The sequence below is a fragment of the Neisseria uirgultaei genome (genome assembly GCF_962719845.1).
GTDB lineage: Bacteria > Pseudomonadota > Gammaproteobacteria > Burkholderiales > Neisseriaceae > Neisseria > Neisseria bergeri.
The window spans coordinates 49,039-74,090 of sequence record NZ_CAUIYF010000007.1 but is presented as its reverse complement, the minus strand read 5'-3'; the positions used below and the strand labels follow the sequence as shown (position 1 = coordinate 74,090).

The 25,052-nt window shown below is 49.9% G+C and carries 23 protein-coding genes, 4 tRNA genes and 5 pseudogenes; 14 read left to right on the top strand and 18 right to left on the bottom strand.

Features of this window, described 5'->3' with window-relative positions; genetic code table 11:
- Nucleotides 1–2 precede the first annotated feature (2 nt).
- Nucleotides 3–182, top strand: coding sequence for a hypothetical protein (locus tag Q9J32_RS06025; protein WP_301884220.1), 180 nt, complete (start codon nucleotides 3–5; stop codon nucleotides 180–182).
- A 131-nt stretch (nucleotides 183–313) separates the two neighbouring features.
- Here the strand turns inward: Q9J32_RS06025 and Q9J32_RS06020 are convergent.
- From Q9J32_RS06020 to Q9J32_RS06010, 3 genes and pseudogenes are all read right to left on the bottom strand, one after another.
- Nucleotides 314–826: pseudogene (locus Q9J32_RS06020) on the bottom strand (IS1595 family transposase); the annotation flags it as partial.
- Between the two features lie 153 nt (nucleotides 827–979).
- Entirely contained in the window at nucleotides 980–1,813 is an 834-nt protein-coding gene (locus tag Q9J32_RS06015; protein ID WP_003753332.1) for a DUF4198 domain-containing protein, read from the bottom strand.
- A gap of 90 nt (nucleotides 1,814–1,903) precedes the next feature.
- Nucleotides 1,904–2,047: pseudogene (locus Q9J32_RS06010) on the bottom strand (IS1595 family transposase); the annotation flags it as partial.
- 79 nt (nucleotides 2,048–2,126) lie between these two features.
- Here Q9J32_RS06010 and Q9J32_RS06005 point away from each other — a divergent pair.
- From Q9J32_RS06005 to Q9J32_RS05985, 5 genes are all read left to right on the top strand, one after another.
- Nucleotides 2,127–2,450, top strand: a complete 324-nt coding sequence (locus tag Q9J32_RS06005; RefSeq protein WP_301884223.1) for a hypothetical protein — start codon at nucleotides 2,127–2,129, stop codon at nucleotides 2,448–2,450.
- A gap of 86 nt (nucleotides 2,451–2,536) precedes the next feature.
- Nucleotides 2,537–2,818 carry a hypothetical protein gene (locus Q9J32_RS06000; protein ID WP_301666840.1) on the top strand — a complete coding sequence of 94 codons (282 nt, stop codon included), beginning with the start codon at nucleotides 2,537–2,539 and terminating at the stop codon, nucleotides 2,816–2,818.
- Nucleotides 2,819–2,896: 78 nt separating this feature from the next.
- A complete protein-coding gene (locus Q9J32_RS05995) occupies nucleotides 2,897–3,355 on the top strand; it encodes a DUF2247 family protein (protein ID WP_301884225.1) in 459 nt (152 codons plus the stop codon).
- 102 nt (nucleotides 3,356–3,457) lie between these two features.
- Nucleotides 3,458–6,247 (top strand): DNA polymerase I, encoded by a 2,790-nt coding sequence (gene polA / locus Q9J32_RS05990; RefSeq protein WP_301884227.1) that lies wholly within the window; start codon nucleotides 3,458–3,460, stop codon nucleotides 6,245–6,247.
- Nucleotides 6,248–6,576: 329 nt separating this feature from the next.
- Nucleotides 6,577–6,996, top strand: a complete 420-nt coding sequence (locus tag Q9J32_RS05985) for a hypothetical protein (RefSeq protein WP_301884228.1) — start codon at nucleotides 6,577–6,579, stop codon at nucleotides 6,994–6,996.
- 785 nt (nucleotides 6,997–7,781) lie between these two features.
- Here the strand turns inward: Q9J32_RS05985 and Q9J32_RS05980 are convergent.
- Nucleotides 7,782–7,892: pseudogene (locus Q9J32_RS05980) on the bottom strand (IS5/IS1182 family transposase); the annotation flags it as partial.
- Between the two features lie 216 nt (nucleotides 7,893–8,108).
- Between Q9J32_RS05980 and Q9J32_RS05975 the strand changes: the two are divergent.
- The 3 genes from Q9J32_RS05975 to Q9J32_RS05965 all read left to right on the top strand — a co-directional run bounded on the left by Q9J32_RS05975 (nucleotide 8,109) and on the right by Q9J32_RS05965 (nucleotide 11,742).
- Nucleotides 8,109–8,354, top strand: a complete 246-nt coding sequence (locus tag Q9J32_RS05975) for a helix-turn-helix domain-containing protein (protein WP_003753308.1) — start codon at nucleotides 8,109–8,111, stop codon at nucleotides 8,352–8,354.
- 120 nt (nucleotides 8,355–8,474) lie between these two features.
- A complete protein-coding gene (gene uvrD, locus Q9J32_RS05970) occupies nucleotides 8,475–10,682 on the top strand; it encodes a DNA helicase II (RefSeq protein WP_301883392.1) in 2,208 nt (735 codons plus the stop codon).
- Between the two features lie 526 nt (nucleotides 10,683–11,208).
- Entirely contained in the window at nucleotides 11,209–11,742 is a 534-nt protein-coding gene (locus Q9J32_RS05965; RefSeq protein ID WP_301883394.1) for an SMI1/KNR4 family protein, read from the top strand.
- Nucleotides 11,743–11,972: 230 nt separating this feature from the next.
- Here the strand turns inward: Q9J32_RS05965 and Q9J32_RS05960 are convergent, their stop codons facing one another.
- The 5 genes and pseudogenes from Q9J32_RS05960 to Q9J32_RS05940 all read right to left on the bottom strand — a co-directional run.
- A complete protein-coding gene (locus Q9J32_RS05960; protein WP_301883395.1) occupies nucleotides 11,973–12,182 on the bottom strand; it encodes a hypothetical protein in 210 nt (69 codons plus the stop codon).
- 430 nt (nucleotides 12,183–12,612) lie between these two features.
- Entirely contained in the window at nucleotides 12,613–12,915 is a 303-nt protein-coding gene (imm40, locus tag Q9J32_RS05955) for an Imm40 family immunity protein (protein ID WP_002215106.1), read from the bottom strand.
- A 15-nt stretch (nucleotides 12,916–12,930) separates the two neighbouring features.
- Nucleotides 12,931–13,554 (bottom strand): annotated as a pseudogene (gene mafB / locus Q9J32_RS05950) (polymorphic toxin MafB class 3); the annotation flags it as partial.
- A 72-nt stretch (nucleotides 13,555–13,626) separates the two neighbouring features.
- Entirely contained in the window at nucleotides 13,627–13,944 is a 318-nt protein-coding gene (locus Q9J32_RS05945; RefSeq protein ID WP_002215112.1) for a hypothetical protein, read from the bottom strand.
- 346 nt (nucleotides 13,945–14,290) lie between these two features.
- Nucleotides 14,291–14,800, bottom strand: a pseudogene (locus Q9J32_RS05940) (bile acid:sodium symporter family protein); the annotation flags it as partial.
- Nucleotides 14,801–15,080: 280 nt separating this feature from the next.
- Between Q9J32_RS05940 and Q9J32_RS05935 the strand changes: the two are divergent.
- A complete protein-coding gene (locus Q9J32_RS05935; RefSeq protein ID WP_301883400.1) occupies nucleotides 15,081–16,295 on the top strand; it encodes an MFS transporter in 1,215 nt (404 codons plus the stop codon).
- 276 nt (nucleotides 16,296–16,571) lie between these two features.
- Here Q9J32_RS05935 and Q9J32_RS05930 read toward each other — a convergent pair.
- The 5 genes from Q9J32_RS05930 to Q9J32_RS05910 form a co-directional block, all read right to left on the bottom strand.
- Nucleotides 16,572–16,648 (bottom strand) — tRNA-Asp (locus Q9J32_RS05930).
- Between the two features lie 33 nt (nucleotides 16,649–16,681).
- Nucleotides 16,682–16,757 (bottom strand) — tRNA-Val (locus Q9J32_RS05925).
- Between the two features lie 39 nt (nucleotides 16,758–16,796).
- Nucleotides 16,797–16,873 (bottom strand) — tRNA-Asp (locus tag Q9J32_RS05920).
- Between the two features lie 32 nt (nucleotides 16,874–16,905).
- A tRNA-Val gene (locus Q9J32_RS05915) sits at nucleotides 16,906–16,981 on the bottom strand.
- A 69-nt stretch (nucleotides 16,982–17,050) separates the two neighbouring features.
- The gene (locus Q9J32_RS05910; protein ID WP_301883401.1) at nucleotides 17,051–19,030 is read right to left on the bottom strand and encodes a monovalent cation:proton antiporter family protein; all 1,980 of its coding nucleotides are present in this window, start codon (nucleotides 19,028–19,030) and stop codon (nucleotides 17,051–17,053) included.
- A gap of 148 nt (nucleotides 19,031–19,178) precedes the next feature.
- Here Q9J32_RS05910 and Q9J32_RS05905 point away from each other — a divergent pair, with 148 nt between their 5' ends.
- Together Q9J32_RS05905 and gap are read left to right on the top strand one after the other, a co-directional pair.
- Entirely contained in the window at nucleotides 19,179–20,018 is an 840-nt protein-coding gene (locus Q9J32_RS05905; protein WP_301883404.1) for an RnfABCDGE type electron transport complex subunit B, read from the top strand.
- A gap of 200 nt (nucleotides 20,019–20,218) precedes the next feature.
- Complete coding sequence (gene gap, locus Q9J32_RS05900; RefSeq protein WP_301883407.1) at nucleotides 20,219–21,250, top strand: type I glyceraldehyde-3-phosphate dehydrogenase; 1,032 nt, start codon at nucleotides 20,219–20,221, stop codon at nucleotides 21,248–21,250.
- Between the two features lie 150 nt (nucleotides 21,251–21,400).
- On the opposite strand, the gene aat is transcribed toward gap, so the two are convergent.
- Nucleotides 21,401–22,126, bottom strand: a complete 726-nt coding sequence (gene aat, locus Q9J32_RS05895) for a leucyl/phenylalanyl-tRNA--protein transferase (protein ID WP_301883408.1) — start codon at nucleotides 22,124–22,126, stop codon at nucleotides 21,401–21,403.
- A gap of 69 nt (nucleotides 22,127–22,195) precedes the next feature.
- Entirely contained in the window at nucleotides 22,196–22,630 is a 435-nt protein-coding gene (gene fur, locus Q9J32_RS05890) for a ferric iron uptake transcriptional regulator (protein ID WP_002216289.1), read from the bottom strand.
- Between the two features lie 226 nt (nucleotides 22,631–22,856).
- On the opposite strand from fur, the gene Q9J32_RS05885 reads away from it, so the two are divergent.
- On the top strand, nucleotides 22,857–23,234 hold the full coding sequence (locus Q9J32_RS05885; RefSeq protein ID WP_301883413.1) for an outer membrane protein assembly factor BamE: 378 nt from the start codon (nucleotides 22,857–22,859) through the stop codon (nucleotides 23,232–23,234).
- Between the two features lie 9 nt (nucleotides 23,235–23,243).
- Nucleotides 23,244–24,053, top strand: a complete 810-nt coding sequence (gene dapB, locus Q9J32_RS05880) for a 4-hydroxy-tetrahydrodipicolinate reductase (RefSeq protein WP_301883415.1) — start codon at nucleotides 23,244–23,246, stop codon at nucleotides 24,051–24,053.
- A 113-nt stretch (nucleotides 24,054–24,166) separates the two neighbouring features.
- On the opposite strand, the gene Q9J32_RS05875 is transcribed toward dapB, so the two are convergent.
- Together Q9J32_RS05875 and Q9J32_RS05870 are read right to left on the bottom strand one after the other, a co-directional pair.
- Nucleotides 24,167–24,577, bottom strand: a complete 411-nt coding sequence (locus Q9J32_RS05875; protein ID WP_301883417.1) for a hypothetical protein — start codon at nucleotides 24,575–24,577, stop codon at nucleotides 24,167–24,169.
- 52 nt (nucleotides 24,578–24,629) lie between these two features.
- Nucleotides 24,630–25,040: a hypothetical protein gene (locus Q9J32_RS05870; protein ID WP_301883419.1), complete on the bottom strand. Its 411-nt coding sequence runs from the start codon at nucleotides 25,038–25,040 to the stop codon at nucleotides 24,630–24,632.
- Nucleotides 25,041–25,052 lie beyond the last annotated feature (12 nt).

Here is a 25,052-nt window from a genome sequence, read left to right as displayed (position 1 = left end):
AAATGCCGTCTGAAAGCACGTTTTGCCGTTCAGACGGCATTTTTATTTCCTTTTCCTGCCTGTCGTCCCTTGAAAATCCCAAACGCGCCGCCCTGTTTGAAACAAAGCAAACGCCCGCCGCGAACCGGACAATCTTGATACGCAGCCAAAGCAAGCCCTGCGGCAAGTTGTTAAACATATAAATAATTGATATAAAAAATAATTTATACTGTGGCGGACGGCTTGGGAAAACGCAAAATATTAACGGCATTGAAATTCATGATGTGGAAAATAAGGATATGGGGATAAAAATAGATGGGACTGTCCTAGATAACTAGGATAAACTCGATTTTACTAATTGTTTTAAAATGGAAATTTGAACTTTTATCTCACTGTTGTTAAAACGCCATTCGCACTCCTTTAAATACAGCTCAAAATGCTTTTTGGGAATGCCGTTAAACTTGCGTAAATGACGTTTTGCTTGGTTCCAAAAGTTCTCAATTCCATTAATATGGTTTTGTCGTTCAGCAAAATGTGTGCTGTGATTGATACGAAAACGAAGTTTCAGCGAAGCTAAAATGGCTAAATCCGCTCACATCTAATACATCATAGCTACGATAATAATCCGTATAAACAATGCTGTCAGGTTTCACTTGTTCACGGATAATAGGAAATAAAGTAGCGGTTTGAGTATTCTATAAACCGTACCATTTCGCTTCAAAAGACCGAATACAGCGATTTTACCGGCAGTACCGCGACCGCGTTTACCTTTGCGTTGTCCACCAAAATAACTTTCATCTGCTTCTACTTTGCCATCAAACATTTCTAAATGTGGACTGTTTTGATAAAAGTGTGGTTTTGATCGGCTGCAACCGTGTCCGTTTTGCCCAATTAAATGGTGATGAGTTGGAAACATTCTCCCGTTTTTTTAGAAATTTGGGTTATGAATTAGAATAAATGAAGGCCGTCTGAAAGTTCAGACGGCCTTTTTTAATGGTTGTTAATGATGATGGTGGGCATGGCGTGCGGCTGCGCGTTTGGTACCGACAGGCACAATCAGCGTTGCGTAAGTATTGTCTTTCTGACATACGCTTTTATCGCCGTAATCGGTCTCGTTCACGACTTTGATTTTCCACAAACCGTCAATCAGAGTAATCACATTGACCACGCCGTTTTTATCGGTTTTGCCGGAGAAGCCTTGAGGTTCGCGGTGGTCATGGGTTGATTCCAAGTCCATTTCCGCCAAAGTGTCCGAGCTGGCGGTAACGGTGGCTTTAACCAAAGGCTCGCCTTTGTATAGGACTTTGACCGGCAAAATACCGCCGGCTTTGACTTCGTTCGGATTTTTCAGCGGAACCAGTTCCAGCTCTTGGCCGATAGGGCGGGTCAAGACAGCTTCATCAACTGCGCCGTTGCCCACTTGGACAAAGCTCTTTCCGAACATTTGCGCCTGTTCGCAATAGGTTGAACCGGCCAGCTGTTTCAAGGTTTGCTGTTTCCAACCGTCTTGGTTTTTCGACCAGAAAGTCGGTTTGTAGGTTGCGCTGACCCAGTAGGAGCCTTCAGGCAAAGCAGCTTTGGAAACGTATTGATAGTTTTCGCCTTTATTTACCAAATCAACGGTTTTCTTTGAGCTGCCGGTCAATTGCAGCGGTTTGAAAATATGTACGCGGTCGTCGGCGATTTTTTCGACATTGGGGAAGTCATGGCTGTAACCCAAATCCGCATGCAGGATTTGTCCGGCAGGCTGATGTGTCGGTGCAGCCACCCAAACATCGTGCGCCTGCGCCACTGCGCCCAATCCCAGCAATCCTAAAAGCATCCATTGTTTCATAGTTTCTACACTCCATTTTGTTGTTGAATGAAAGGCCTTGTATTTTGGCGAGTAGAAACATTACTCTTATCTGCATTTTTTGTAAATAAAAAGTAATCGTAAACGATGAAAATAATAGGCTGCGGTATTTTTATTAACGCCTACTAACTCTGCTGCTGTTTTTGCAGTTACACCTGCGACAAATAGCTCAATGAGTTTATTTTGTTTATACTGGCTTAGACGACTTTTTCTCATAGGGATAATTCTAACTTAATTTGAATTTCCCTAGTTATCTAGGACAGCCCCAAATAGATTTTATGTTTAAGGATTCGATATGTTTAAGGACGAACTAAATGAATTTATCCGATTGATATCCGATCCGGAAAGTGAATTGGATGAATGGTATTTGAGTGATTTTAAAGATGAACATATATGGAAAATGCAAAGTTACGAAGCATTTTCATGCTTGCGTGAAACAGTCCCCTATTTGTTTGCTTATCCCCGATACGGGTATGAACTGTTGGAAATAATTTCCGCTTTAAAAGAAACGTCTGATACGACAGAATTATTTTATGAGCCGGGTATCGTGCCTTTGCTGATTGATTTATATAAAGAAGATAGTTATCTGGTAAATATGGTCAAACGGATATTCAAATGATGAAAGGGGCGCGGGCGTTTGCTTGGCGGAAGGCAGGTAATCCAGTTTGAAGGACGCGGAAGCCGATACGTTAAAAAGGATGAAAAATGGAAAACGGGCAACGGAATAAACGGTTTCCCTTGGAAAAACGAATTTTTTATCTGGAGCATTTGGGGCGGTATCTGATGATTTGCGCCTTATCGGATTATTCCCAAAACAAACATACTGTCGTTATGGCAAATTTTCTCCATCCGGATGAAAAAACGGATTGGCGGAATTTGGATGATTTATTCAATGAGTTGGTTTTAGAGGAATTGCAGGCTTCATTTATGGATTGGTATCCGACTGTTGAAGAGGCAATCAGCCGTCATTTGGAAGACTTTTCGTAACAGGCATAATCGGAAGGGGCGGAATGACGGGGCAGGCAAACCGATGCGTGAACACGGAGCAGGCAACCAGAGTAAAAAATGAACCTTGATTTAACCGCGCAAAAAGTCCGCCTTTCTTGGAAGGATATTCTGTGGGGATATGAGAATAAATACTTGGGTTGGGCTGATGTAGTAGCTTATGCCCGAAAAATGACGCTTTCAGATCATGATGAACGCGTGTTCAAGCTATCTTTAATCAACAAATCTAATATTCTTGAATTAAAACCTGTTCTGGAAGATTTGGCTTCGGAAATGAGGGATTATTCCCCTAAAAATTGGCTGTACGTCCTCTTAAGCGATGTATTCCATAGAAAAGAAGAATTTGAGGATCCTTTGGGGGAAGTTGAAAAAATTTATGCAGATTTTGATTACCCGGAAGAAATGGAATCATTTGTCAGATATATGCCGCCTAAAGACGGTTATATTCCTTCTGCCCACAGCTATGAAGAAAATATTGCCCGGCTGTATCTCAATTGGGCAAAATATTTGGGCAGATAAGGCAGGCCAGATTCAAATGCCGTCTGAAATGGGCTTTCAGACGGCATTTTGATTATCCCTTATAATTAGGTCATTTTTATTTTCTCATCAGCAGATACTATCATGGCAACCATTCACACCCTTCTCCTCGTTGACGGCTCTTCTTATCTCTACCGCGCTTATCACGCGATGGCGCAATTGACCGCGCCTGATGGTGTGCCGACGGGGGCGATGTATGGCGTGTTGAACATGCTACGCCGACTGCGGGCGGATTATGTGCACGATTATTGCGCGGTGGTGTTTGATGCGAAGGGTAAGAATTTCCGCCACGAGATGTTTCCCGACTATAAGGCTACGCGCCCGCCAATGCCGGACGATTTGCGTCCTCAAGCGGAAGCCTTGCCGGATTTGGTGCGGTTGATGGGCTGGCCGGTGCTGGTGATTCCGCAAGTCGAAGCGGATGACGTGATTGGCACGCTGGCGGCAATGGCAGGCGAAGCAGGTTGGAATGTGGTGGTGTCCACCGGCGATAAGGACATGGCGCAGTTGGTGAACGAACGCGTAACGCTGGTGAACACGATGAGCGGCGAAACGCTGGACATTGAAGGTGTGAAGGCGAAATTCGGCGTGCGCCCCGACCAAATCCGCGATTATCTCGCGCTGATGGGCGACAAGGTGGACAACGTGCCGGGCGTGGAAAAGTGCGGCCCGAAAACGGCGGTGAAATGGCTGGAAGCTTACGGCTCGCTGGCCGGTGTGATGGAACACGCTTCGGAAATCAAGGGCAAGGTCGGCGAGAATCTGCGTGCCGCCCTGCCGCGCCTGCCGCTGTCGTATGATTTGGTAACGATTAAAACCGATGTGGACTTGCACGCCGAGCTTTCAGACGGCCTTGAAAGCCTGCGCCGTACTACGCCTAAATGGGCGCAACTGGTTGTCGATTTCAAACGCTGGGGCTTCCGCACTTGGCTGAAAGAAGCGGAAAGCCGTATGCACGAAGCGGCGGACGGCGATTTGTTCGGCAGCGACAGCATCGGCGAGCAGGCGGCGTTGGACATGGAAACGTCGTCTGAAAAAATCATAGAACATGCCCCAGCCCCGGAAAAGCTGGATTATCAAGCCGTTACCACCGAAGCGCAGTTTGCCGCTTTGTTGGACAAACTGTCGCAGGCGGACAAAATCGGCATCGATACGGAAACCACGTCCCTAGACGCGATGAACGCCTCGTTGGTCGGCATCAGCATCGCGTTCCAAGCAGGCGAAGCGGTTTACATCCCCGTAGGGCACAGCCTGACCGCCGCGCCCGAACAGCTTGATTTGCAAGACGTATTAGGCCGTCTGAAACCGCATTTGGAAAATCCCGCCCTGAAAAAAATCGGACAAAACCTCAAATACGACCAACACGTTTTCGCCAACTACGGCATCGCGCTGAACGGCATTGCCGGCGACGCGATGCTCGCTTCCTACATCATCGAGAGCCATCTCGGACACGGTTTGGACGAATTGTCCGAACGCTGGCTGGGCTTGGAAACCATTACCTACGAATCGCTGTGCGGCAAAGGCGCGAAGCAAATCGGTTTTGCCGATGTCGCCATCGGGCAGGCGACCGAATACGCCGCCCAAGACGCCGATTTCGCCTTGCGCCTCGAAGCACACCTGCGCGCGCAAATGGACGCCAAACAGCTTGAAATGTATGAAAAAATGGAGCTGCCCGTCGCGCAGGTATTGTTTGAAATGGAACGCAGCGGCGTGCAAATCGACCGCGCCGAACTCGCCCGCCAAAGCGCGGAACTCGGCGCGGAGCTGATGAAGCTCGAACAGGAAGCCTACGCCGCCGCAGGCCAGCCGTTCAACCTCAACTCGCCCAAACAGCTTCAAGAAATCCTGTTCGACAAAATGGGCATCCCGACAAAAGGGCTGAAAAAAACCACCAAAGGCGGCATTTCGACCAACGAAGCCGTGTTGGAGCAACTCGCGCCCGATTACCCGCTGCCCAAAATCATCCTGCAAAACCGCAGCCTGGCGAAACTCAAATCCACCTACACCGACAAACTGCCCGAAATGATTTCCCCCAAAGACGGCCGCGTGCATACCACCTACGCCCAAGCCGTTGCCATTACCGGCCGCCTCGCCAGCAACAACCCCAACCTGCAAAACATCCCCATCCGCACCGCCGAAGGCCGCCGCGTACGTCGCGCCTTCACCGCACCGCAAGGCAGCGTCATCGTTTCCGCCGACTATTCCCAAATCGAGCTGCGCATTATGGCGCACCTCTCCGGCGACAAAACCCTGATTGCCGCGTTCCAAAACGGCGAAGACGTACACCGCCGCACCGCCGCCGAAGTGTTCGGCATCGCCCCCGAAAACGTCTCGTCCGAACAACGCCGCTACGCCAAAACCATCAACTTTGGCCTGATTTATGGCATGGGCCAATACGGCCTTGCCAAATCATTGGGCATCGACAACATCTCCGCCAAAAACTTTATCGACCGCTACTTCGCCCGCTATCCCGGCGTCGCCGAATACATGCAGCGCACCAAAGAACAAGCCGCCGCCCAAGGCTACGTCGAAACCCTGTTCGGCCGCCGCCTCTACCTGTCCGACATCCACAATAAAAACGCCAACGCCCGCGCCGGAGCCGAACGCGCCGCCATCAACGCCCCCATGCAAGGCACCGCCTCCGACCTCATCAAACGCGCCATGATAGACGTGCGAAACTGGCTTTCAGACGGCATCGGCAGCAAACTGGTCATGCAGGTGCATGACGAACTGGTACTGGAAGTACCTGAAGCCGAACTGGATTTAGTCAAAGAAAAACTGCCGCAGATTATGGCGAAAGTGGACGGCGGATTATTGGATGTACCGCTGGTGGCTGAGGTTGGCGTAGGGGAGAATTGGGAAGAGGCGCATTGAGAATGCACAAGTATTGAACTGTTACGTTTTGATTTATCAAAATTTAAGGAAGTAAAATACTTGATTCAAATGATTGGAAATCAATAGTATTAAATATTGTTTGCGGTATTGTTACAGCTATTATTGTAGGTATATTTACCGGTTTATGGAAAAAATCCAGATATAAATGTCAAGAATGGGTATCTGGAAATTCTGATCGGATACCTGTTCAAGATACGTCGTTTTATCCTAATGATATAAAAGCCAAGAGGAGCTGTGAAGTAAAAAAATTTATTGGCGAAGTGTCTTTTTATACACTTACTTATTTGATTATTTTGGCATTTTCTCCTATGCCGATTTTATTCAACGACCCTTTTGGTACAAATCGGCTTTATTTGAGTCAAACCAAATATATTGGAATGTATTTTCCTGAAATCTCAATGACTGGCGGATACGCTAATATTTTTGTATGGTTTATTACGCTTACCTTATATGTTCCAATTTTTGGGCTGTCTAAGTTAATGACAAAATGTTTATGGTATCCGTTGATAAACATATTTTGGGACGATAACGAAAATTTGGATAAGGTTGGATTTCTCATTTCTATTGCTTTGAAATCATTATTTATATCAGCTTGTGTGCAGTGGTTATGTTTTGATACGGAATTTTTGCAGGCATTGGAAAATGTCTTAATTTTAACTATTTTTCCAATTGTTTTTGCGCTATCACAAAATCGGTACCGGCAAGCCGCAGCCTGGATGCCTATTTAGTTGCACGCGACGGTTGAAACCCAAAACCCGACCCATGCCGTCTGAAGCCCGATAATCCGGGTTTCAGACGGCATCGGGTTACGGCTGCGTTTTCAGATGGTGCGGATTTGCCGGTCTGAAATACCGGATACGCATTTTGCCATCATTTGAAGATATTTTAATTGGTTGTGTTTTAGTAATCTGTCGATTTCAATTATCTGCAAAGGGAAAAGACAATTATTTTTCGGTTGGGAAGAAAGTTATCATATTGAATATATTGAAGATAATTATATCTATAAACACTATTAAAATATGGTCTGTTAATTTTTCGGACTAAAACAACTTTATCCGCCCCAGCCTGTTTCGCGGCACTATTTTGAAACGCAGCCGTTTGTTCCGGCGGTGTTTGAACAATCGGTACGATTCCGGCTATTGCAAGGCGGTTATTCCTAAGTTCGGGCGGCAAACCGCCCTATCGGATACAAAATATTTTCCTCGCCGTTGCGGGATTGAAACCCATCCGGATACCGCCTTGTTTTCAGGATTTGCGGGGAAAAAAAGTAATGCGCCCCTTTGGCTGGGTGCAATATATAAGGCTTCCCCACGTCCGGCCGCGTGCCAACCGTCGTCAGGCGGTCTTTAACCTGCTTAACGGTATCCCCTCATCAGGCTGTAACCGTTGGCTTTCATGCAGTAGAAAACCAGCTTGGCGGCTTTCTGTTTTTCCAAACGGTTTGCATCGACATCCTTGCGGCAGTAGCCCAATTGGTCGAGTGCCTCTTGCTTGGAGACCCCGTCCTTATGCCAATATATAGTGGATTAAATTTAAACCAGTACGGCGTTGCCTCGCCTTGCCGTACTATCTGTACTGTCTGCGGCTTCGTCGCCTTGTCCTGATTTAAATTTAATCCACTATATATAAGGTGTGGCTCAGGCAGCCAAGAGGGCTGCCGATACCGACATCAAAGCAATACGGTTTACTCTCATTTTTTACCCTTCTGAATAAAATTTAAAAAATTTTGATGTGCTGCATTTGAAATATTATTCTATTTTACAAATTTATTCAACTATAGTTTTATTTTAATAAGCTATAGTTTATTGTTTGAATATTGGGATTTTTCCATACTCCCTGCATGGAAAAACCGACCACCCCAAACCCCTACCGCCTTATCTTCGCCCAAAATATGAGGCAGGTCAGGCGTTTGAAAGAGCTTTCTCAAGAAGAGTTGGCTTTCAGTGCGCGCGTAAGCAAAACCTATATCAGCGAAATAGAACGCGGCAGCCGTTCGGTTTCCATTGATGTGATGGGTCAGATTGCCGATGCGTTGGGTATGCCTTTGGAAGAACTGGTTAGGAAAGACCTGCTGCAACTCAGATAATGTCGGCGCACCCTCCCTATGCCGCCGCCGTCCGCCATCGTACAGTTTCTGTTTTGTTTTCAAACGTCATCCTTCCGTTTCTATTAAAATAGCGCATTCCACTTTTCAGACGGCATCCCTATGTTTCCCGACCAATCTGCCCCCAACCTGCTGCAAGGCTTGAACCCCGAACAACTTTCCGCCGTAACCTGGCCGCCGCAATCCGCCCTTGTGCTGGCGGGCGCGGGCAGCGGCAAAACGCGCGTGCTGACCACGCGCATCGCATGGCTTTTGCAAACCGGTCAGGCAAGCGTACACAGCATTATGGCGGTAACGTTTACCAACAAAGCCGCCAAAGAAATGCAAACCCGTCTCGGTGCGATGATTCCCATCAACGTCCGCGCCATGTGGCTCGGCACGTTCCACGGTCTCTGCCACCGCTTTTTACGGCTGCACCACCGCGACGCAGGCCTGCCGTCTTCCTTTCAAATCCTCGACAGCGGCGACCAGCTTTCCCTCATCAAACGCCTGCTCAAAAGCCTCAACATCGCCGAAGAAATCATCGCGCCGCGTTCGCTGCAAGGCTTTATCAACGCGCAAAAAGAATCCGGTTTGCGCGCTTCTGTGTTGAGCGCGCCCGACCCGCACACAAGCCGCATGATCGAATGCTACGCCGAATACGACAAAATCTGCCAACGCGAAGGCGTGGTCGATTTCGCCGAGCTTATGCTCCGCAGCTACGAAATACTGCAAAGCAACGAAATCCTGCGCCAGCACTACCAAAACCGCTTCAACCACATCCTAGTCGACGAGTTCCAAGACACCAACAAACTGCAATACGCCTGGCTCAAACTCATGGCGGGCGGCAACGCGGCGGTATTTGCCGTCGGCGACGACGACCAAAGCATCTACCGGTTCCGCGGCGCGCACGTCGGCAACATGACCGCGCTGATGGAAGAGTTCCACATCTACGCGCCCGTCAAGCTCGAACAAAACTACCGCTCCGTCGGCAACATCCTCACCGCCGCCAACGCTGTTATCGAAAACAACGACGAACGCCTCGGCAAAAACCTGCGCACCGATGCCGAAGCAGGCGACAAAATCCGCTACTACTCCGCCTTTACCGACCTCGAAGAAGCCCAATTCATCGTTGACGAAACCAAAGCTCTCGAACGTGAAGGCTGGGATTTGGACGAAATCGCCGTCCTCTACCGCAGCAACGCCCAATCCCGCGTCATCGAACAAAGCCTGTTCCGCAGCGGCATCCCCTACAAAATCTACGGCGGGTTGCGCTTCTACGAACGCCAAGAAATCAAACACGCGCTCGCCTACCTACGCCTCGCCGTCAATCCCGACGACGACAACGCCCTCTTGCGCGTCATCAACTTCCCACCGCGCGGCATCGGCGCACGCACCATCGAAAACCTTCAGACGGCCTCAAACGAACAAGGCATCACCCTCTGGCAGGCAGCCTGCAACGCCGGCGCAAAAGCCGCCAAAGTCGCCGCCTTCGTCCGCCTGATTGAAGCCCTGCGCAACCAAGTCGGACAAATGCCCCTGCCCGAAATCATCGTCGGCATCCTCAAAGACAGCGGCCTGACCGAACACTACAAAACCCAAAAAGGCGACAACCAAGACCGCCTCGACAACCTCGACGAACTCGTCAACGCCGCCATCGAGTTCAAACCCGAAGACAGCAACTTCGAAATCCTGCCCGATAACATTTCAGACGACCCCGCCTTCCCCATCCTCGCCTTCCTCAGCAACGCCGCCCTCGAATCCGGCGAAAACCAAGCAGGCGCGGGTGAAAAAGCTGTCCAGCTCATGACCGTCCACGCCGCCAAAGGCTTGGAGTTCAACGCCGTCTTCCTCACCGGCATGGAAGAAGGCCGCTTCCCCAGCGAATACTCCCTCACCGAACGTGGCGGCCTCGAAGAAGAACGCCGCCTCATGTACGTCGCCATCACCCGCGCCCGCAAACGCCTCTACATCACTATGGCGCAACAACGCATGCTGCACGGACAAACCCAATTCGGCATCGTCTCCCGTTTCGTCGAAGAAATCCCGCCCGAAGTATTGCACTACCTGTCCGTCAAAAAGACCGCCTACGACAGCTACGGCAGCCCGCACCAAACCACCATACAACGGGACAAAATCCTCGATGACTTCAAACAGCCGCAAACCTACGCAGGCTTCCGCATCGGCCAAAACGTCCGCCACGCCAAATTCGGCACCGGCGTGATTATCGATGCCGCAGACAAAGGCGAATCCGCCCGACTGACCATCAACTTCGGCAAACAGGGCGTGAAAGAGCTGGACACCAAGTTTGCGAAATTGGAAGCGATATAAATTTGAAATGCAGGCCGGATATTCGTATCCGACCTACGGCAAAAACCTTAGCAGGAGAGAATAGAAACCCGTAGCGTGGGCTTTTCCTATGAATCAAGCCTAAAATTTCAGACGGCATTTTTAGTCGTCATTATCGTGGATGAAGCCCACGCTACAATGTACACACACAGAGCAAATAGAGATGTGGGTCGGATACTCGTATCCGACAAAAACATTTGACGCGTCTATTGTTTCCGAAACACCGCTGTTGGAAATGTCGGATTCAAGAATCTGACCTACGGTAAAAAACGTAGTAAGGACAAGGCAAAAGGCCGTCTGAAAACGGGAAGGGCAATTTTGCCGCAACCGCCGCCGTCATTCCCGCGCAGGCGGGAATCCAGACCTTTCGGCACGGAAACTTATCGGATAAAAGGTTTCTTTAGATTCCACGTCCTAGATTCCCGCCTGCGCGGGAATGACAGACGGTAAAAGTCGGGTATGAATATCCACCCACCTGTTATAACTGAAATCAATAAGGAAGAACATTATGTCCCAAGTTTTTAAAGATTTTGATTTGTCCTCCGTATGGGAAACTAATAGTTGGGCAGATGAAAACTACAAAGAAGCCCCGTTTACCCCTGAAATTTTGGCTGCTGTAGAGAGTGAGCTAGGCTATAAATTGCCGCAAAGTTTTATTGCATTGATGGCAGTACAAAACGGCGGAATATTTGTCAAAAACTGCTTTCCGACCACGCAGAGAAATTCGTGGGCAGGCAATCATGTGCAAATTTGCGAGGTATCAGGAATCGGTTTTGAAAAAGAAGGAAGCCTGTGCGGCGAAACAGGGCAAAAACTTTGGCTGGAAGAATGGGAGTATCCGCCCATCGGCGTGTATTTTGCCAACGACCCGTCAGGCGGTCATGCCCTGTTTGCCTTGGACTATCGAGAGTGTGGAAAAGACGGCGAGCCGAAAGTGGTGTTTGTCGAACAAGAATCGGATTTTGAAATAGTCGAACTTGCCCCCAATTTTGAAACCTTTATCCGCAGCTTGCGGCATGAAGATGAGTTTTCAGATGAGTAAATACAAGATTAAAAAAGAGGAGGCCGTCTGAAAACGGGAACGATGAACGGTAAGAGCCGGGTATGAATACCCGGCTGCCTGTTATAACTGAAATCAGGCACGGATATTGCGGACGGAATGTGGAAACCACGGCAGAGTTTTTAGGTCATATCCTGATTAAGGATACCAAGTCTGAAAATGGTTTCATTGCTGCTATACCAATGCGGAATTTACCATCAACAAAATGCTGCTTAGAGTTTATTCAAAGTATCATATAATTCTTTAAGTTGCTTATCTAAAAGCAATACTTCGTCTTTTTCAATACCATGAATTATCTCGAAATCTCTATGATCTACACATACCTCTGAATAAATTTCCCCCATAATTGCTTGAATAATATATAATTCATTTTTATTAAAATTAACGGCAACTTGATTTTTATTAAAACTAATTAATTTCATGAGATTTCTTATTATTTTAATTTATTCCCAACGTAAGCTTGACCTTTCGAAATAATTACCTTCAATTTTATCTGTATAAAGATAATGTAATGGTATTTCCATTTTCGGCAAAGATTATTTCATATGGACCTACATTGTAAAAAATGGTTTTTTCATTTTGCAAAATATCCAGAATGATGATTATTATTTGGCAATGGATTACCTTCATCATCTTGTCGTTGTGGATATTTTCCTTGCACTCCATCGGTTCTTCATACTCTTTGGGTTCTTATCACTTCTCCATTGGGACGAATATCTATTTTCACGCCATTAGATCCTTTCCATGTTTCATACTGTGCTGTATCTGAACCGGTCAGCGTAGGTTGGATTAAAACCCAGCATTTTCAACATCTTGATGTTTTACTATAAATCTATTTTTGTGCTTCCTTTGTTAGATAAATTTCAACACAAAAGATACGTATGCATTCTCTAATTTTATTTGAGATAAATAATGCATTGCTTTGTCGATACTGTTAAATAAATTACTTCCCTCGTAATACCAATTATCATATGTTTGATAAAAATAATTATCTTTCTTGATATAAATATCTCCCCCCAATACAAGTATTCTCTCATTGATAAATAAATTTAATATATCTATTGCAATGGGGACGGGTAATGCGGCTTCTCTAATTCCAATTCCTATCAAAGATTCCCCTTGTCTCGAATAAATTTCAAAAATTTCATTTAACATGTTAATCTCTATCTACTATTTTTCAGGAAGTTGCTGGTTAGGGACAAATAATCTATGATTAATTTTTCCATCTGCTTCTCTGATATATTCAAAATTTCCATCTTTTCCTTTATAAGATCCAGGGATATAAAGTTTATGCCTTACAATATTATCTCAGCCAACTATTTGTATTACTGTTCCATTTTCAGAAAAAGCATCTACTGATTGCGGAAAACCATGATAATCACCATTCGATGCTTACCTTAATACTTTCTCTGTATAATCGGTATTTTCAAAAAAATTATTCGCTGTTACAGTATTTTTTGATTCCAGCGGTTTATTCTCACCAGCCATCTCCCCATCTAAAGTCCGCATAGGGCGGGCAGCAGGTTTTTTATAACCGGTATTTTTAACCCAATCCCATTTGGTCGGGTTAAGTTCTACTTTTTTACCTCTCCAAACCGTACCTGCGGCCTCTGCTACGGAAAGGGCAGTTTGGGCTGTTGCTGTTATATTCGGATGGGCATCAGCCCATTGTCTGGCGGAATTAATGCTGTCTTTTACCGCAAAAGCACTGTCCTGTAATAGGCTCGCGGCAGCAAGTTGTGCTTCCGGACTTAATTTTCCTAAATCATTAATACCTTGTAGAGTATGCTGCGCAAAGATGTAGCAACTGTATTTTTACCCCGTCGGGTAAAAATACAGTTGCTACGGCTGCTGGGAAAGCAGTTACTATTTTCCCAGTGGCTCAAAATTAATTGTTTCAGCAGATATTTTTATAATAATCCCTACATCAATAATAATTTCACTATAAAATTGGTATTTATATAGCTCTATTTCGGGTATAAACAAGGGAAACAAGCTATCTTCCTTATCCTCATAATCTACGAAATTATTTGTATCTAATTTAAAATTCAAAATATTACTGCATTTGATATATCCGAAATAATTACCTTCAATTGTATCTGTAAAAGATAATGTAAGGGTATTTCCATTATCGGAAAAGATTATTTCATAAAGGCTTACATTGTGAAAAATATTTTTTTTCATTTGACAAAATATCCAGAATGATGATGATTATTTGGCAATGGATTGCCTTCATAATCTTGTCGTTGCGGATATTTTCCCTGTACACCATCAGTTCGCGGCACTCTTTGGGTTCTTATAACCTCATCATTCCCGCGCAGGCGGGAATCTAGCCCGTTGAGTTTCAGCCGTCTCCGACAAATTGCCGCAACGTTAAGTTTCCGGATTCCCGCTTTCGCGGGAATGACGGGATATTTTTGCATTTGGCAAAAATGCCGCCTGAAATTTTTTCAGCGGTCGTAAGGTGTTGTGCAGGGGAGGACGTAGGGTGGGTCGTAGCAACTGTATTTTTCACCCCGTCGGGCAAAAATACAGTTGCTACGGCACTGAACCGGAACATCCCACAACCGTCCATATCCACCGTCTGACCGGCCAGGCAGGTCATCCACAAAGGCGTGACGGCCGGCACCGTGGACACCGTCGTCATCCCGACTGAAAACGCCACATCGCCTTTGGCAAGGAAGCTCATAATATTGGACGACACGCCGCCCGGACACGCCCCCACCAACACCAGCCCCAAAGTCAGCCCCGGCGAAAGATCGAACAGCTTGGCAATACCGATGGCGAGCAGCGGCATCACGGTATATTGCGCCGACGCACCGATAAACACATCCAAAGGACGCTGCGCCAAAATCCGGTAGTCCTCCCTGCCCAAAGTCATCCCCATACCCAGCATAATGATACCCGGCACCAAAGCCTGAACATCGCCCTTGACCCATGCAAACGAAGCCGGTTCGATAAACGCAACCGCCGACGCAAGCAAAATGACCAAAGCCGTAAACCGCGTCAGGTTGCGGCTCAAACCAATCAGAAAACCCATCACACACCCCTCCCGAAACGGCGCACCTTGCGCCGGGCATCATTGCCACCCGTGCAAAACCGGCCGGCGGCTCGCACCGTCCCCGCCCGACCTGTTGTACTAACCGGAATTAACAAATACGGCACAAATATTAACCCGAACCGCAAATGCCCATTAAGCCCTTTCAGACGGCATTTGCCCGTACCTTCGAGCTAGCTATATCCAAAGAATCAGGAATTATTTAGCCCGAATCATCCGGTTTGTTAAAATCCGCAAACTTAACCGACTCAAAATACACATTATGACGCACACCGCATCGAAAACACCCAAACTCTGGGCGGTCATTGCCGCCGCCGCATTCATCCTGCTGATTACCATCGGCATGAGGATGACGCTCGGACTGTTCGTCCAACCCGTCGTCAACACCACCGAATTGAGCATTGCCCAATTCAGCCTCATCATCGCCGTTTTCCAACTGATGTGGGGCATATCGCAACCATTGTCCGGCGCGCTTGCCGACCGTTTCGGCGCGTTCAGGGTATTAAGCGGCGGCGCCGTCCTGCTCGTCTGCGCCTGCCTGATTGCCCCCAACATCCCGACTTATTGGGGGCTGATGATTGCCGTCGGGCTGCTGCTCGCATTCGGCACAGGCTCAGGCGGTTTCTCCATCATTATGGGGCAGGTCGCCGCCCAAGTCCCCGCACACAAACGCGGCTTGGCATCCGGGCTGGTCAACGCAGGCGGTTCGGCAGGACAATTCCTGTTCGCACCGCTGGTTCAAGGACTCGTCGTCCTGCCCGAAGTCGGCTGGACGGGCACATTTTATGTTTGGGGTGCAATCGCTCTGCTGATCCTGCCCGTCTCATGGTGGCTTGCCGGCGGCAACAACGCCGCCCATACCCAACACACCCAAGCCACACACGGACAAAGCCTCGGAGAAGCAGTCAAAACCGCCTTCAAAACCCCAAGCTACATCCTGCTGCACCTGAGCTTTTTCGCCTGCGGCTTCCACATCGCCTTTCTCGTAACCCACCTACCCACGGAAGTCGCCCTATGCGGACTGCCCGCCACCGTCGCCTCAACATCCATTGCCATCATCGGACTGGCAAACATCGCCGGTTGCGTGTTCTCAGGCTGGTGCACAAGCCGCGTTCGGGGCAAATACGTCCTGTTCGGACTGTACACCTCGCGCGCCACGATGATACTCATCTACATTTTTTCGCCCAAGACCGACTTTAATTTCTATATTTTCGCCGCCGCACTCGGATTCACATGGCTCGCCACCGTCGCCCCGACCGCCGCCGTTACCGGCAAACTCTTCGGCACACGCTACCTCGCCACCCTGTTCGGACTGGTGATGCTCACCCACCAAATCGGCGGCTTCCTCGGCTCATACATCGGCGGTATCGTGATTACACGATTCGGCGACTACGGCTGGATGTGGTACGCCGATGCCGTACTCGCCGGCACGGCAGCCCTGCTTGTCCTCCCCATCCGCGAACCCGAAACCGCCTGACAAAAATATCCGACATATCCGCCGACATTTCAACCCACAAAACGGCAAGAAAGAAAGCCATAAAATCCGCAAGCATCCTCCTGCCCATTGATACGACAGGTAAGCAACATCAGAACAGCACGCAACAACTGTCCGAATCCGTATCGAAAATACCATCCAATGATACAAAACCAGATTAAAACAGCAATATCCGGGCGAAACAGACCCAAAACAGACAAACCCATCAAATCGGGCAGACGAAAAAATACCGACCTTAAGGTCGGTATTTTCAATACTTGGCGCGGCGGACGGGGCTCGAACCCGCGACCCCCGGCGTGACAGGCCGGTACTCTAACCAACTGAGCTACCACCGCGCATCCACTGTTTAACAACAATGAAAGGAAACTTGGTGGGTGATGACGGAGTCGAACCGCCGACATTCTGCTTGTAAGGCAGACGCTCTACCAACTGAGCTAATCACCCGTGTATAAAAAATACCGACAGAGTCAGTATTGTGAAACTTGGCGCGGCGGACGGGGCTCGAACCCGCGACCCCCGGCGTGACAGGCCGGTACTCTAACCAACTGAGCTACCACCGCGCATCCATTGTTTGCAACAATGAAAGGAAACTTGGTGGGTGATGACGGAGTCGAACCGCCGACATTCTGCTTGTAAGGCAGACGCTCTACCAACTGAGCTAATCACCCTTGCGATTTGCGAAAACGCTATTAGACCAAATAATCGGCCTTCATGCAAGCATTATTTGACCGGTCTATTCAATCGCCTTGCAAACTCCAGTTTTCAAACGAAATAATTTCATCCTTTTTGCCGACGACGACCAATATGTCTCCGCCTTCCAAAACAAAGGAAGGAACGGGATTTTCAATCCTCGCGGTACGGCGGCGGACGAACAGCAGTTTGATGCCGTGCCTGTCCAAAGGCAGTGCGCCGATTGTTTTTCCGACGGCATAAGCCTCTTGCACCAAAGAAAAAGCATGGCGGCAAACCGTTTTTCCGTTTTCACCGAATCCCGCTTCGTCGTCGCTGCCGACAAACAGCCCCTCCAACGCGGCATAACGGCTGTGGCGGATATTTGCCATCGTCTGATAGACGTGCCGGTACGACGCGCCGTTGCCCAACATCGCATAGCCTGCCAGCACGAGTCCGGTTTCTTTAGTGTCGGACACAGCCTCTTCCGCGCCCATATCGGTAAACGTTTTCACATAATCGTCGTCGGTGGCGCGCGCATACACAGGCATATTGGGATACATGGACAGCACATTGTCTAAAACGTGTTGCGTTTCGTGCATATTGTTGAACGTAACCACCACCATTTTCGCCCGTCCCAGACCGGCGGCTTCCAATACTTCCCTGCGTTTCGCATCGCCGAACGACACCGGCTCGCCCGCACTTCTGGCTACCTGCACGCGCGCAATGTCCAAGTCGAGCGCGAAATACGGAATATCCTCTTGGGCAAGGACGCGCCCGACCGTCTGCCCGCCCCTGCCGAAGCCGACAATCAGCACATGGTCGGACTTGCTCATAGTTTCTACCAGCATACTGTGCAGATCGAGCGATTTCATGTCCCAGCTCGACTTGACCAAACGTCCGACCAGCGCATCGCTGCTGCCCAAGAGGAAGGGCGCGATAATCATCGACAGCAGAACCGCCGCCGTCGCCGCCTGCTCCAATTCTGGCGAAACCATATCAAGCTGCCCGGCAATGGCCAGCATCACAAAGCCGAACTCGCCGCCTTGCGCGAGATACAAAGCCGTTTTGAGGCTGTCGCCGACCGAATGTTTCATTTTGAAGGCAATGGCAAACACAACCAGTGCCTTCAACACCAGCAGCATTGCCAACAGCATCAATATCTGCCGCCAGCCGCCGATCAATGCCTGAATGTCCAGCTTCATGCCGACCGTGATAAAGAAAAAGCCGAGCAAAATATCGCGGAACGGGCGGATGTCGTCTTCGACTTGGAAACGGTATTCCGTTTCCGAAAGCAGCATCCCCGCCACAAACGCGCCCAACGCCATCGACAGCCCTTCCAACGCCGTCAGATAGGACACGCCCAGCGTTACCAGCAGCACATTGATCATAAAGAGTTCGGACGATTTGCGTTTTGCCACCATCCTGAACCATCGCGACATAATTTTACTGCCGACGAAAAACAGCAGCCCCAGCGTCAGCAGCATTTTTGCAAACGCCAAACCCAAGGCTGCCCAAATATTTCCGTCCCCTCCGCCAGCCAGCGCGGGAATCAGAATCATCAGCGGCACGACGGCGATGTCCTGCATCAGCAGCACGCCCATCGCCATCTGACCGTGCGGCTGCCCCAATTCCGTCTTTTCCGACAAAATCCGGCTCACAATCGCCGTGGACGACATCGCCAACGCGCCCGACACGGCAAACGCCCAATTGAACGGCACGCCCGTCAGCATCAGTATGCCCATTACCGACAGCATCGTAATGCCGACCTGCAAACCGCCCAGACCGAACACCAGCCGCCTCATCGCCCTCAGCTTGGGCAATGAAAACTCCAAACCGATGCTGAACATCAGAAACACAATCCCGATTTCGCCCAAATAATCCGTCGCATGGCTTTTCGGAATCAGGCTGAGCATACCGGGCCCCGCCAAAAAGCCCACCAGCAGGTAGCCCAGCATGGAGGGAATGTTGAACTTACGGCACAGGATCACCGTAATGACCGACACCAGCAGAACAACCACAATAGGGGCAAGCGAAAATTCATTCATAGGCCGTCCGAACAGGAAAATACAGAAAAATGCCGTCTGAAACGGCATACGCCGCCGCATTATAACAAAACACTACACATCGTCCGAAACAGTTGCGGCATACAATTCTGCTAAAATACGCCCTTTCGATTTTGAGCCGCACACCGACATGACCGCCACAGCCGCCGCCATAGACCGCCTGCTTCCCCAAACCCAATGCCGCGAATGCGGCTACGACGGCTGCCTGCCCTACGCACAGGCAGTCGCAACAGGCGAAGCGTACAACCTCTGCGCCCCGGGCGGTGAGGCCGTCGTCCGCGACCTTGCCGCCCTGCTCGGCAAACCCCTTGTCGCACCCGCCAAAACCCAAGCCAAAGCACTCGCCCGGATAGACGAAACCGCCTGTATCGGCTGCACCGCCTGCATCCGCGCCTGCCCTGCCGATGCCATTATGGGCGCGGGCAAACTTATGCACACCGTCATCGCCGACGAATGCACCGGCTGCGGACTCTGCGTCGCCCCCTGCCCCGTGGACTGCATCCACATGCAGCCCGTTTCCGACACCGTCCTGCCGCGCGCACGCCGTTTCAGCCTGTCCGCCGACAGCCGTTTTGCCGCCGCCGAACACGCGCGTGCGCGCTACCTCAAACGCAACGAACGCAAACAGCGCGAAGCCGACGAACGCAAAGCCATGCTTGCCGAACGCGAAGCCGCCGTCCGCAACGCGCGTCCGCAAACGCCCGACACACCGGAAAAACCGTCGTTCAACCCCGCCGACCTCATCGCCAAAGCCATGGCAAAAGCGCAAACCCAACAAGACCGCCTCGTTGCCACCGACAACCGCCAAGGCTATCAGGCAAAACAGATAGCCGAAGCCCGCGAACGCGCCGAGTTGCGCCGCGCCCAACGCGATATGAAATACGGCAGCGACAGCGAAAAAGCCGCCGCCCTCGAATACCTCAAACAATACAAAGCCAAGCAGGAAACCGCACAAAACACCGCCTCCTGACCCTTCCCCGAAATGCCGTCTGAAAACCGTTTCAGACGGCATTTTATCAAGCTCTCCGTCCGCCGCACCCGTGCCGCCCGCACCTTACCGCCCACCCTTCCGGCCGCGCCGTTTTCAATAAAATATTAATTACACGCCACTACAAATTTGCTATAATCCGCCCCGAAAATCTACCCAACCCCTCAACAAAGGAACAAACCATGGGCATCAAAGTCGCCATCAACGGCTACGGACGCATCGGCCGCCAGGTTTTGCGCGCCATCTACGACTATAAAATCCAAGACCAGCTCCAAATCGTCGCCGTCAACGCCAGCGGCAGCCTTGAAACCAACGCCCACCTCACCAAATTCGACACCGTGCACGGCCGCTTTGACGCCGATGTATCCCATGACGGCAGCCACCTCATCATCAACGGCGACAAAATTCCCTACTTCTCCACCCGAAATCCCGCCGAACTGCCGTGGAAAGAACTCGGCGTAGATTTGGTCATGGAATGTACCGGCGCGTTTACCAGCAAAGAAAAAGCCAAAATACATCTGGAAAGCGGCGCGAAAAAAGTCCTCATTTCCGCACCGGGCGGCGATGATATCGATGCGACCATCGTTTACGGCGTAAACGATGGCGTCCTGACCGACGACATGACCGTCGTTTCCAACGCCTCCTGCACCACCAACTGCCTCGCCCCCGTCGCCAAAGTATTGAGCGCAAGCGTCGGCATCGTCAAAGGCGCGATGACGACCATCCATGCCCTGACCAACGACCAGACCGTAACCGACGTACGCCACAAAGACCTCCGCCGGGCACGCAGCGGCATAGAGAACATGATTCCGACCAAAACCGGCGCGGCAAAAGCCGTCGGACTGGTACTGCCCGAATTGAAAGGCAAACTCGACGGGCTTGCCATCCGCGTACCGACCGTCAACGTTTCCCTGGTCGATTTAAGCTTCCAGGCCGAACGCGACACGACAGCCGAAGAAATCAACGCACTGCTGAAAGCTGCCTCCGAAGAAGGCGAGCTCAAAGGTGTTTTGGGCTACAACACCCTGCCGCTTGTTTCTATGGACTTCAACCACACCACGCAAGCCAGCCACTTCGACTCAACGCTGACCAAAGTCGTTGACGGCAACATGGTTAAAGTCTTCGCATGGTATGACAACGAATGGGGATTCAGCTGTCAAATGCTGAACACTGCACGCCGCATGTTCGGACTTGAAGTGCGCCCGCTCAAATAAGCAATAAACCGTCAAACAAAATGCCGTCTGAAACCCGATGTTTTCAAGTTTCAGACGGCATTTTTCATTTTTGGCCGCGATTTTACCCGGCTGTCGTCATTTCCAATTTTAATCCGCCATATTTGAACCTGACCGAAGCATAAGCCGCCATCAAAGCCCCTTGCACACTACTTCGCGCCGCCCGATTTCCTCTTTCAACGGCACGGCGTTCAACATCCGCAGACGTTCGGCAAAATCCGCAAACGGCAGCAGCTCCGAACCGAAACGGCGCATATGTTCCGTGTCCTGCTGGCAGTCTATCAGTCCCACGCCCAAATCCGCCAAAAACGGCACGGCGCAGGCAAACGCGATTTTCGACGCATCCGGCTGCAACGCAAACATCGACTCGCCATAAAACACCCTGCCGATCTGAACGCCGTAAAAGCCGCCCGCCAACCTCGTTTCACCGCTTTCATCGGGATAATGGCACTCGAAAGAATGCGCGTATCCCATTTCGTGCAGCTTCAAATATGCCGTCTGAAACTCGGGCGCAATCCAAGTTCCGTCCTGATTCGGGCGCGCCGCTGCCGCACAATGCGCGACCACTTCCGCAAAACAGCCGTTGACCGTAACCCGATAGCTGCCGTTGCGCAGCGTTTTCGCCAGCGAGCGCGGAACGTGCAGACGTTCGGGAACAATCACCGCACGCGGCCCGACCGCATACCAAAAAAACCAACCGTCCCGAGAAAACCACGGAAACACGCCGTTCCGATACGCCTCGAGCAGCCGCCCCGCATCCAAATCGCCGCTCACGCCGACCAGCCCGTCGCACCGGGCCAAAGCATAGGCAGGATCGGGAAAGGCATAATTGTCAGGGGCAAGCAGCGGAATACGCATGGCAGTTCTCCAAAAACACAGACGGCATCCAAAATCATGAATGCCGTCTGAACAACAAACCGTCCGGATTTAACGTTTGCCCTTGGCCTGACAGTCGCTGCACACGCCGTACATATAAAGCGCGTGATCGACGATGCGGTAGCCGTTTTCCTCGGCGATTTTGTCTTGCAGGGCTTCGATTTCGGGATTGTGGAATTCCGTTACCTCGCCGCACTTCACACAGACGATATGGTCGTGGTGGTCGCCCTTGTCCAACTCATAAACCGCCTTGCCCGTTTCAAAATGGTGGCGTTGCAAAATGCCCGCCTGCTCAAATTGCGTTAGCACGCGATAAATCGTCGCCACACCGATTTCCACACCCTCTTCCAACAAAATACGGTACACATCCTCGGCACTCAAATGCTCTTCCGCATGAGTCTCGAACAAATCCAAAATCTTCAAACGCGGGCCGGTAACTTTCAGTCCACTGTCTTTCAGTTGCGCAATGTTGCTGAATTTTTCCATAATATTCAATATCCCTGTAAAATAATAGACGCTATAATACGCAATTTCAGCCTGCTTGCCCACTATCACACCATAGCAGTTTGCAATAGCAAAACCGCAACGGCGGACGGGCAGTCGGACACAGACAGGGTGAAATACCGCTTAAGCGTATGATTATCGTTCGCTTTTATAAAATATTCAAGCAGTGCTACACTAGACATCCCGATTTGCACAGAAAGGTTCTCTCGTGAACAAAACCCTCATACTCGTCCTTTCCGCCCTGTTCAGCCTGACCGCGTGCAGCGTCGAACGCGTTTCACTGTTCCCCTCGTACAAACTCAAAATCATACAGGGCAACGAACTCGAACCTCGCGCCGTCGCCTCCCTCCGCGCCGGCATGACCAAAGACCAAGTCCTGCTCCTGCTCGGCAGCCCCATGCTGCGCGACGCTTTCCATACCGACCGCTGGGACTATACCTTCAACACCTCCCGCAACGGCATTATCAAAGAACGCAGCAATCTGACCGTCTATTTTGAAAACGGCGTGCTCGTACGCGCCGAAGGCGACGCCCTCCAAAATGCCGCCGAAGCCCTCCGCGCGAAACAAAATGCAGACAAACCATAAGGAACACACATGACACCGCTCAAAATCGCCATCGCCGGCGTCAACGGCCGCATGGGGCGCGTATTGGTTGAAGCCGTCAACAACCATCCCGACACTGTCCTTTCCGGCGCGCTCGAACACTCAGGCTCAGAAGCCCTCGGGCTGGACGCAGGCTACGCCGTCGGACTCAAAACCGGCATCGCCATTTCAGACGACGTTGACGCCGTTCTCGCACAAAGCGACGTACTCATCGACTTTACCCGCCCCGAGCCGACCCTCAAACACCTGCAAAAATGCGTGGAAAAAGGTGTCTGCATCATCATCGGCACAACAGGCTTCGACGATGCGGGCAAAGCCGCCATCCAAGCCGCAGGCGAAAAAACAGGCGTTGTCTTCGCCGCCAACTTCAGCGTCGGCGTCAACCTCACTTTCCACATCCTCGACACCGTCGCCCGCGTATTAAACGAAGGCTACGACATCGAAATCATCGAAGGCCACCACCGCCACAAAGTCGATGCCCCCAGCGGCACCGCGTTACGCATGGGCGAAGTCATCGCCGGCGCGCTCGGCCGCGACCTCAAACAATGCGCCGTTTACGGACGCGAAGGCCACACCGGTCCGCGCGATCCGTCCACCATCGGCTTTGCCACCGTCCGCGCAGGCGACATCGTCGGCGACCACACCGCCCTCTTCGCCACCGACGGCGAGCGCGTGGAAATCACCCACAAAGCCAGCAGCCGCATGACCTTTGCCGCCGGTGCCGTCCGCGCCGCAGTTTGGGTAAACTGCAAAACGGGTTTGTACGATATGCAGAACGTACTCGGGCTGAACAACCGTTAACCCCCATACAAAATGCCGTCTGAAAAGATATTGTTCAGACGGCATTTTGCCGACAGGCTCCGTATCGGCATATCAATAAAGTTGCTTGCGCAGCATGACAAGCTACGGCTTGTTTAATTGAAACTCTCCTGATCTAAAAATTCTAACTCTATTTCCCGGCAAACTATATCTATCCTAAAAGCAGTCAGAAGATCATACCTACCGCCTATCAATTCCAGCGTACCTCCATAATCCCAGATTTCATCATCTTGCTTTAACTCGCCAAGCTCCAATGTATTATCGATATCTTTATCTCGGTTCTTTGTGGCGTATCCATAGACAAATTTCAAATAGCTGAACTGCTTGAATTTAATTTTTACCCAGTCTGAATAACTGGGGGTAGGAAGCTCTTGAGGTAAATCCGGATAATCCACACAATTAACGATGATATGAAATTCATTGTTTTTCAAAGTATAGTTGAATAGAGTGCCCTCATATATATACAGAAATTGATAATCTTTTCTTGGAATAGTATAAGTTGTCATATTATTTTACCTTCAAAAGTCTGCTTGCGCAGCATGACAAGCTACGGCTCGTTTAATTGAAACTCTCCTGATCTAAAAATTCTAACTCTATTTCCCGGCAAACTATATCTATGATAAAACCGGTCGGAAGATCATACCTACCGCCTATCAATTCCAACGTACCTCCATAATCCCAGATTTCATCATCTTGCTTTAATTCGCCAAGCTCCAATACATTTGTGATCTTTTTATCTTGGTTCTTCGTAGCGTATTCATATCTAAATTTTAGATAGCTGAACTGCTTGAATTTAATTTTTACCCAGTCTGAATAATTAGGCATAGGGATTTCTTGAGGTAAATCTGGATAATCCACACAATTGACGATGATATGAAATTCATTGTTTTTCAAAGTATAGTTGAATAGAGTGCCCTCATATATATACAGAAATTGATAATCTTTTCTTGGAATAGTATAAGTTGTCATATTATTTTACCT